This window comes from Mycobacterium sp. 1245499.0 (assembly GCF_001673615.1).
Taxonomy (GTDB): Bacteria; Actinomycetota; Actinomycetes; order Mycobacteriales; family Mycobacteriaceae; genus Mycobacterium; species Mycobacterium europaeum_A.
This window is the reverse complement of sequence record NZ_LZMG01000289.1, coordinates 1-9,381: the sequence shown is the minus strand read 5'-3', so window position 1 is coordinate 9,381 and position 9,381 is coordinate 1. Positions and strand designations below refer to the sequence as shown.

Annotated in this window: 7 protein-coding genes and 1 pseudogene; 3 read left to right on the top strand and 5 right to left on the bottom strand. The window is 69.8% G+C overall.

Features of this window, described 5'->3' with window-relative positions; translation table 11 throughout:
- From A5646_RS17230 to A5646_RS17220, 3 genes are all read left to right on the top strand, one after another.
- On the top strand, positions 1 to 1,287 hold a 1,287-nt coding region (locus A5646_RS17230), incomplete at its 5' end, for an N-acetylglutaminylglutamine amidotransferase (protein WP_066872602.1).
- Positions 1,284 to 3,074: an N-acetylglutaminylglutamine synthetase gene (gene ngg, locus A5646_RS17225; RefSeq protein ID WP_066872590.1), complete on the top strand. Its 1,791-nt coding sequence runs from the start codon at positions 1,284 to 1,286 to the stop codon at positions 3,072 to 3,074. The genes A5646_RS17230 and ngg, both read left to right, overlap by 4 nt.
- Before the next feature lie 48 nt (positions 3,075 to 3,122).
- Complete coding sequence (locus A5646_RS17220) at positions 3,123 to 4,616, top strand: MFS transporter (RefSeq protein ID WP_067022943.1); 1,494 nt, start codon at positions 3,123 to 3,125, stop codon at positions 4,614 to 4,616.
- Positions 4,617 to 4,627: 11 nt separating this feature from the next.
- On the opposite strand, the gene A5646_RS17215 is transcribed toward A5646_RS17220, so the two are convergent.
- The 5 genes and pseudogenes from A5646_RS17215 to A5646_RS17195 form a co-directional block, all read right to left on the bottom strand.
- Positions 4,628 to 6,136, bottom strand: coding sequence for a serine/threonine-protein kinase (locus A5646_RS17215; RefSeq protein ID WP_067022940.1), 1,509 nt, complete (start codon positions 6,134 to 6,136; stop codon positions 4,628 to 4,630).
- Positions 6,137 to 6,156: 20 nt separating this feature from the next.
- Positions 6,157 to 7,935, bottom strand: a complete 1,779-nt coding sequence (locus A5646_RS17210) for a serine/threonine protein kinase PknE (RefSeq protein WP_066881781.1) — start codon at positions 7,933 to 7,935, stop codon at positions 6,157 to 6,159.
- 107 nt (positions 7,936 to 8,042) lie between these two features.
- A complete protein-coding gene (locus A5646_RS17205) occupies positions 8,043 to 8,384 on the bottom strand; it encodes a hypothetical protein (protein ID WP_066872577.1) in 342 nt (113 codons plus the stop codon).
- A 178-nt stretch (positions 8,385 to 8,562) separates the two neighbouring features.
- Complete coding sequence (locus tag A5646_RS17200; protein WP_067022937.1) at positions 8,563 to 9,279, bottom strand: pyrimidine reductase family protein; 717 nt, start codon at positions 9,277 to 9,279, stop codon at positions 8,563 to 8,565.
- Between the two features lie 3 nt (positions 9,280 to 9,282).
- Positions 9,283 to 9,381, bottom strand: a pseudogene (locus tag A5646_RS17195) (flavin reductase); the annotation flags it as partial.

Below are 9,381 nucleotides of genomic sequence, written 5' to 3'. Positions count from 1 at the left end.
CGCATCGACCCGGTCGCCCTGCACCACTACATGAGCTTCCACTCGGTGGTGCCCGCGCCGAACACCATCCTGCGCGGCGTCCGCAAGGTGCCGCCCGCCTCGCTGGTCGCCATCGAGCCCGACGGCCGGCGTACCGTTACCACCTACTGGGCCCCCGACTTCACCCGGCACTCCGACCGCGCGGATTGGTCGGAGCGCGACTGGGAAGACGCGGTGCTGTCCACGCTGCGGTTGGCGGTCAAGCGCCGCCTGGTCGCGGACGTGCCGGTCGGTTGCCTGTTGTCCGGCGGCGTGGACTCCAGCCTGATCGTGGGTTTGCTCGCCGAGGCCGGCCAGCACGGGTTGTCGACGTTCTCCATCGGCTTCGAGTCCGCCGGCGGCGTCAAGGGCGACGAATTCCAGTACTCCGACATCGTGGCCCAGCGCTTCGAGACCGACCACCACCAGATCCGCATCGAGACCGACCGGATGCTGCCCGCCCTGGACGGGGCCATCGGCGCGATGAGCGAGCCGATGGTCAGCCACGACTGCGTCGCCTTCTATCTGCTCAGCCAGGAAGTGGCGCGGCACGTCAAGGTCGTGCAGTCCGGCCAGGGCGCCGACGAAGTGTTCGCCGGCTACCACTGGTATCCGCCGATGGGCGATCCGGCCGCCGCCACCCTGGACGGCGCCGTCGCGCAGTACCGGGGCGCCTTCTTCGACCGCGACGCGGCCGGGGTGCAGGCGCTGGTCGGATCGGGCATCGTCGCGGCCGGCGACCCCAGCCTGCGGTTCGTCACCGAGCACTTCGCGCAGGCCGGCGCCGAAACCGGGATCGACCGCGCGCTGCGGCTCGACACGACGGTGATGTTGATCGACGATCCGGTGAAGCGGGTGGACAACATGACGATGGCGTGGGGGCTGGAGGGCCGGGTCCCGTTCCTCGACCACGAGCTGGTCGAGCTGGCCGCGACCTGCCCGCCGGAGCTCAAGATCGCCCACGAAGGCAAGGGCGTCCTGAAACAGGCTGCGCGACGGGTGATTCCGGCGGAGGTCATCGACCGCCCCAAGGGCTACTTCCCGGTCCCGGCGCTGACCCACCTCGAAGGCCCGTACCTCGACATGGTCCGCGACGCTCTGTACGCGCCCACCGCCAAGGAGCGCGGCCTGTTCAACACCGACGCGGTCGACGCGCTGCTGGCCAACCCCAACGGCAAGCTGACCCCGCTGCGCGGCAACGAGCTCTGGCAGATCGCGCTGCTCGAGCTTTGGCTGCAGCGCCACGGTGTCACCGGCCCGGTTGCATGACCATGGCCGATCCGTCCGGCGACCACACCGAGGCGATCACGCTCGGTCTGCACGACGCATCCCCGCCCGAGCTGGTCGATGCGATGGCCAAAGACGTCGAGCTCGAATTGGGTTGGGGCCGACTGATTTTCGGGCAGACCTTCGCCAATTCCCAGCAGCTGGTCGAGGCCCTGCGCCGCGAGGGGCCCGGCCGGCGCGACATCTGCATCTACGCCCGCGAATCTCACGTGGTGGTCGCCGAGGCGCCCACCGAGCTCTTCATCGACCCCAGCCACACCTACCGGCTGCGTTTCACGCCTGCGACGAAGAACTTCGGCCCGGCCCCGCCGGGCTTGACGGTGCGCACGCTCAACGACCCGATCGACGCCGACGCCATGAACCGCGTCTACGTGCGCTGCGGCATGGTCCCGGCCGGCGTCGACGTGATCTGGGACAACCACCAGAACGTGCCCGCGGTGAAGTATCTGCTCGCGGTGCGCGACGAGGACGGCGCGGTGGTCGGCACGGTCACCGGGGTCGATCACGAGTTGCTGTTCAACGACCCCGAGGAAGGGTCGAGCCTGTGGACCCTGGCGGTCGATCCGGCCGCCGGGCTGCCCGGCGTCGGCGGCGCGCTGACCAAGGCGCTGGCCGAGCACTTCCGCAGTGCGGGCCGCGCCTACATGGATCTGTCGGTGGCGCACGACAACGCGGCCGCCATCGGCCTCTACGAGAAGCTGGGTTTCCGCCGCGTCCCGGTGCTGGCGATCAAGCGCAAGAACGCGATCAACGAGCCGCTGTTCAGCCCGCCGCCCGAGACGGTCGACGACCTCAACCCCTATGCCCGGATCATCGCCGACGAGGCGCTGCGGCGGGGGATCTGGGTCGAGGTGCTCGACGCCGAGACCGGCGAGATGCGCCTGACCCACGGCGGCCGCAGCGTCATCACCCGTGAGTCGCTGTCCGAGTACACCTCGGCGGTGGCGATGTGCCGGTGTGACGACAAGCGGCTGACGCGGCGCCTGGTCTCCGAGGCCGGCATCACCGTGCCGCGGGCGCGGCTGGCCACCTTCGACGAGAGCGACTTCGCCTTCGTCAAGGAGGTCGGCGAGGTCGTCGTCAAACCGACGCGGGGCGAGCAGGGCAAAGGCATCACCGTCGGGGTGGTGCCGGACAACGGCCCCGACGACCTGTCCGCCGCACTGGCGCGGGCCCGCCAGCAGTACCCGGACGTGCTGATCGAACAGCGGATCACGGGCGACGACCTTCGGCTGGTGGTGATCGACGGCCGCGTGGTGGCCGCCGCGCTGCGGATGCCTCCCGAGATCATCGGCACCGGGGAGCACAGCGTGCGGGACCTGATCGCGGCCGAGAGCCGGCGGCGCTCGGCGGCCACCGGCGGCGAGTCCCGCATCCCGCTCGACGACCTCACCGAGTCGACCGTCGCCGAGGCCGGGTGGAAGCTGGACGACGTGCTGCCCCAGGGGACCCGGCTGCGGGTGCGCCGCACCGCCAACCTGCATCAGGGCGGCACCATCCACGACGTCACCGCGCACGTGAACAGTGAATTGTGCCGCGTCGCGGTGACCGCGGCCGAGGCGATCGGCATCCCGGTGACCGGCATCGACCTGTTGGTGCCCGACGTCACCGGCGCCGAGTACGCGTTCATCGAAGCCAACGAGCGCCCAGGCTTGGCCAACCACGAACCCCAGCCCACCGCCGCGGCCTTCATCGACTTCCTGTTTCCCGGCCACCCCGGCCAGCCGCAGGCCTGGACTCCCGAGGAGTCCCGCTCCGATCGCGGCTGACGCCCGCTGAATGGGTAGATCTCTTTTCAAACGCCGAACGGAGACCGCATGAGTGCGAGCGCGCAAACCAAGACCATCTCGACCCATGTGCCGGCGCGGCTGGACCGGCTGCCGTGGTCGCGGTTTCACTGGCGCGTGGTCGTCGGCCTGGGCGGGGTGTGGGTGCTCGACGGGCTCGAGGTCACCATGGTGGGCAACGTCTCGGCCCGGCTCATGGAGCACAACAGCGGCATCGCGCTCGATCCCGCCCAGATCGGCATGGCGGCCGCGATCTACATCGCCGGCGCCTGTTCGGGGGCGCTGTTCTTCGGCCACCTGACCGACCGCTTCGGCCGGCGAAACCTGTTCATCCTCACCCTGGCGATCTATTTGGTGGCCACCGTGGCGACCGCCTTCGCGTTCGCCCCGTGGTACTTCTTCCTGACCCGCTTCTTCACCGGCTCGGGCATCGGGGGCGAATACGCCGCCATCAATTCGGCCATCGACGAGCTGATCCCGGCGCGGGTGCGCGGCCGCGTCGACCTGGTGATCAACGGAACCTATTGGCTGGGTTCGGCCGCCGGCGCGGGCGGCGCGCTGATCCTGCTGAACACCTCGAACTTCCCGCCCAACATCGGCTGGCGGCTCGCCTTCGGAATCGGCGCCATCCTCGGCATTTTCGTGCTGCTGGTGCGGCGCAACGTGCCGGAGAGCCCGCGGTGGTTGTTCATCCACGGCCGCGACGACGAAGCCGAACAGATCGTCGGCGAGATCGAGGAGGCGGTTCAGCGCGAGACCGGCCAGCCGCTGCCGGAACCGCAAGGCAAGGCGTTGCGGATCCGCCAGCGCACCGCGATCTCGTTCCGCGAGATCGCCGCGGTCGCGTTCAAGCTCTATCCGCGGCGCGCGATCCTCGGGCTGGCGCTGTTCATCGGGCAGGCGTTCCTCTACAACGGCGTCACGTTCAACCTCGGCACGCTGCTCAGCCAGTTCTACGCGGTGCCGTCGGGCATGGTGCCGGTGTTCTTCGTGCTGTGGGCCCTGAGCAATTTCGCCGGCCCGCTGGTACTCGGGCACCTGTTCGACACGGTCGGCCGTAAACCGATGATCACGCTGACCTACCTCGGTTCCGCGGTCGCGGTGGTGGCGCTGGCGATCGTGTTTCTCACCCGGGCCGGCGGCGTCTGGGCCTTCATCGGCGTGCTGATCGTCGCGTTCTTCCTGGCCTCGGCCGGCGCCAGCGCGGCGTACCTGACGGTCAGCGAGATCTTCCCGATGGAGACCAGGGCGCTGGCGATCGCATTCTTCTACGCGATGGGCACGGCGATCGGTGGTATCACCGGGCCGTTGCTGTTCGGTCAGCTGATCAACTCGGGCATGCGCACCGAGGTCGTCTGGTCGTTCCTCATCGGGGCGGCCGTGATGGCGGCCGCGGGCCTGGTCGAACTGTGGCTCGGCATCGCCGCCGAGCGGCGCCCGCTCGAAGAGCTGGCGCTGCCGTTGACCGTGGAAGACGCCGAAGATGCTGAGCACAGGGAAGATTCGGAGCCGGCAGCGGACTGAGTCGCGACGGATCAGCCGTACGCGTCCCACCACGTGTGCAGGTCCTCGACGGTGGCCGGATCCCCGCTGACGTCGCTGAGCATGAGCCTGGCGTCGTTGGACCAGATCACGTTGGGGCGGTTGTTGTAGGTGCCGCACGCGATCAGGCCGGCCATGTCGTTGGGTGTCTCGTCGTAGTGCCAGCTGACGGGTGAGCGTCCCTCGCCGGGGCAGTTCACCAGGCTGATATTGCCGATGTCGTCGGCGAAGGCCCGCTTCAGCCGGTCGGGCGTGGCGAACAGCCCGTAGGTGGCGCGGGCCGGTCCGCCGGGCTGGGTGTTCTGGCCGCAGGTCACCATGGCCACCGCAGTCACCCAGATGCTGCCCGTCTCCGGAGTGGCCGGCGTGCAGGCGCCGGGCAGGTACCCGGGTGGAAGCAGGCTGATCAGCCGCGCCTGATCGCCGCCGGGCGCCGCGGCGGACGGCGGCGCGGTCTTGCCCGACGTGGCAAGGTGCTGGGGCTGGCTGGTCGGCTTGAGCAGCAGCCAGACGCCGGCGGCACCGATCGCGACGGCGATGACGGCGGCGGCGGCGACCACCGGCCACCGGGTGCGCCTGCGCCGCGGCGGGCCGGGCGGGCTGATCGGGCTGATCGGGCCAGCGGCGTCGCCGCGCTGCAGGATCGTCTCGGCCCGCTCGCGCTCGGGGCTGCTCAGCGCCTTGTGCGCGGCCTCGGCCAGCGCGCCGGCGGTGGGGTAGCGCTCGGCGGGGTCCTTGGCCATTCCGCCCGCGATCACCGCGTCGAATGCCGGGCTGACGCCGGCCGCGTGCGCGCTGGGTTTGGGGATGGGCTGCATCATGTGCGCGGTCACCAGCGCGCCGGAGCTGTCGGCGCCATACGGCGGCGCCCCCGTCAGGCATTCGTACAGCACGCAGGCCAGCGCGTAGACGTCGGCGCGGGAAGTCACCTCGTCACTCGAAAAGCGTTCGGGCGCCATGTATTTCAACGTTCCGACCGCGGTGCCCAGCTGGGTGAGTTTCTCGTCGGTCTCGGCGCTGGCGATCCCGAAGTCGACCAGATAGGCGAAGTCGTCGCCGGTGATCAGGATGTTTTGCGGTTTGACGTCGCGATGCGTCACGCCCGCGGCGTGGGCGGCGTCGAGCGCCGACGCGACCTGGTGGATGATGGCGACCGCCCGGGGCGCGGGCAGCGGTCCCTGCTGTTCGAGCAGGGTGTCCAGGTCGACACCCTCGATGAGGCGCATCTCCAGGAACAGCTGGCCGTCGATTTCGCCGTAGTCGTGGATGGGCACCACATGCGGCTCCAGCAGTTGGCCGGTGATGCGGGCCTCGCGCTCCATTCGCTTGCGGAACACCGGATCCTGGCTGAACGTGTGGGACATCAGCTTCACCGCCACGGTCCACTGCTTGACGGTGTGCTCGGCCTCGTACACCTCGCCCATTCCGCCGCGGCCGAGCAGCCGCTTGAGGCGGTAGGGCCCAAACGTCGTTCCCGCCTTCGACCCCTGCGCGTCGCTCACAACATCCCCGGGGCCGCTTGCTATCCGGTGAGTTTCGTCAGCCAGGCCGGATTCTGGTAGTTCACCGCCGTGGTGCCGTCCCACACGAACGGCGTGGAGTTGGCGTTGTCGCTCGACAGCGTCGAGTAGCCGTTGGCCGCTTTGGCCTTGGCCGTGCCGATGTCGTCGCCGGACTTGATGCAGGCGATGACCCCGGCGCTAGCGCCGACCGTCTTGGCCAATTGTGCGAGCTCGCCGTCGGTGCGGTCCTCGGCGGCGCCCTCCTGCGGCTGAAAGTTGCTGGCGAACAAGCCCGAATAGAAGTCGGCGTAGAGCTTGGGGTCGTTCTGCGCGGCGACGCAGTAGCTGGCCGCCACCGCGCGGGTCGAGTAGTCCTGGCTGTGCGACTTGTCGTCGAGGAAGTTGAGCAGGTGATAGCGCACGGCCAGCTTCTTGTTGTTCACCGCGGCGTCGATGTCGGCGGCGTTCGACCTGATGAAGCTGCCGCACGGCGGGCAGATCGGCTCGTTGAAGATGTCGATCGTGGTCTGGGCCGCCGAACTCCCGACGAACACACCGTCATCGAGGACCCGCAGCGCGACGGCGTCGGGCGGCGGCGGGGGCGGCGTCGCCGGGGCCGGCCCGGACTTCGGTTCCCAGGGGCGCACGACGCCGAGGATCACCCCGATCAGCACCACCGTGAGCGTGGCGGCGACACCGACCCACAGCCAGGGCTTGCGGCCGGCCCGCGGCGGCTGGCCCCAGGGCGGGGTCGCCGCGCCGGCGTTGGTCCAGACCGGGGGGCCGCCCCACGGCGGTGGTTGGACGGCGCCCGACGGCGTGGGCCAGGAGCCGAGCGGCGGGGCGGGCGGTGCCGCGGCGGGCGGGCCGGGCGCAAACCCGCCGGCCGGCTGGCCGGCGAATGCGGCCGGCGGCGTTGCCATTTGGGTGCGCTCCAGGATGTCGGTGGCCCGATCCTGATCCGGCGCGGCCAGGGCGCCGTAGGCGGCCGCCGCCAGGTCACCGCAGGTGAGGTAGCGGTCCGCGGGGTCCTTGGCCATGCCACGGGCGATCACGCCGTCGAAGGCGGCCGGGATGCTGGGGCGCGCCGCGCTCGGGCGCGGGATCGGTTGGTGGACGTGGGCGCCCATCACGCTGAGCTGGTCACCGGTGTAGGGCGGGGAGCCGGTCAGGCACTCGTAGAGCACGCAGGCCAGCGCGTAGATGTCGGCCTTGTGGGTGATTGCGGAATCACCGAACCGCTCCGGGGCCATGTATTTGGCGGTGCCCACAGTGGTGCCGAACTGCGTCAGCTTTTCGTCCGACGTGGCGCTGGCGATGCCGAAATCGACGAGATAGGCGAAGTCGTCGGCGCTCACCAGGATGTTTTCCGGCTTCACGTCTCGGTGCAGGATCCCGGCCGCGTGCGCGGCGTCGAGCGCCGAACCGATCTGGCGCACAATCGCTATCGCGCGCGGCGGCGATATCGGCCCGTACCGCTTCAGCATGCTGGCCAGGTCCTTGCCGTCGATCAGCCGCATGTCCACGTAGAGCTGCCCGTCGATTTCGCCGAAGTCGTGGATGGGCACGACGTGCGGTTCGTGCAGCCGCCCGGCGGTGCGGGCCTCGCGCTGCATCCGGGAGCGGAAGACCGGATCGTTGGACAGGGTCCGCGACATCAGTTTGAGGGCCACGGTGCGCTCGCGGACCGTGTCCTCGGCCTCGTAGACGTCGCCCATGCCGCCACGGCCGACCAGGCGCAGCAGCCGATACGGCCCGAACTGCGTACCCTCCCGCGAATCCGCGGTCGCCTCACCCATCGAAGACTCCTCACCCGCGCATACCGGGCATGCAGGCATAAGGCTAAGGTTTTCGCGGCCGCGGGGCACGGCGAATAGCGAAAGCCAGCTAATTCGACGGGGCGCGATTAACGGATGTCGTCATCGCCGGTGGCGCGCTCGGTGAGCCCTTCTCGGGCCAGCGCCCGGACGAAACCGTACGCCTGCATGCCGGCGGGGCCGGGATTGTCGAAGATCCATTCGTTGATCTTTTCCAGCGCGTTGGCCAGGTCGTCGCGCTTGACCCGAACCAGGTAGGTCTTCCGGTCGTCGTCGGGATCCTCGAGGGATTCGGCGACCGCGACCGGATTCTTGAACGCGTAGGCGATCCCGTGCACGGCATCGTGGTTCAGGGCCCAGTGAATCTCGCTGGGGCGCAGCCGGTTCACCGCCAGGTTGCGGTAGTCACGGTCATCGTCTGAACTGCTCACCGGGCCGGTGATCCTTTTCTGTGTGCATCGGGAAGTGGAACGGCGATCAATTGAAGGAAGGTCGCGCGAAGCGATTCGCGCAACGTTCATACCGGACATTTTCATCATAGGAAGAGGTGCGGTCGGCTGCATGCCGAGCGCGTTGCGCACGCCCGCATTCCGCCGATTGCGGCCGGGCTCAGCGGCGATATTTCAAATACAGATAGCCGTCGCAGACCAGCGCGTGCTCGAGGCTCATGGTGACCGGTGCGGATAGCCGCGCCGGGTGCAGCCGGTGGCCTACCGGTTGGCTCGCCGCCAGCTTGGGGGCCAGCGTCACACAGATCTCGGTGACGGCGTCGGCCTCCACCAGCTCGTCGAGCAGCGTCGGTCCGCCCTCGCACAGGATGCGGTGCATGCCGTACTCCCGCAGGGTCGCGACCGCGCGGGAGACGTCGACGGAGTCTTCGCCCGCGACCAGGAGGTGTTGGCGGTCGTCGTCGGGGTCGAACCGCGCCGCGGTGCTCGCGCAGGTCACCAGGATCGGCGGCTGGTCCGGATCGCTGAGCAACCGGGCCGGTAGCTCACCGCTGCGGCTCACCACGGCGATCGGCGGCGGTTCGGCCCGCCCCTCGTGCTGCCGCCGCTCCCGCGCCGCATCGCCGAGCGTCACCGGGCCGTAGTTTTCGGCGCGGGCGGTGCCGGCACCGACCAGCACGACGTCGGCGAGGCCGCGCAGGATTCGCAGGAGCCGCTGATCGGTGGGGCACGACAGCGGACCGGCGCGCCCGCCGAACGCCGCGGCGCCGTCGGCGCTGAAGATCATGTTGGCGCGCACCCCGTCCGGGGGATCGGCATAGAAGGGCGCGAGCTCGATGATGCTGGGGACGGCGCTGATCCGGGGCGACTCGGCCACGCGTCAGGCCTCGTGGCCGGGTTGCAGCTCGCGCACGTCGCCGAAGGACACCCAGGTTTCCAGTTCCCGCGGCGGGCTGCCGCCGACCGGTGCGAGCAGGTG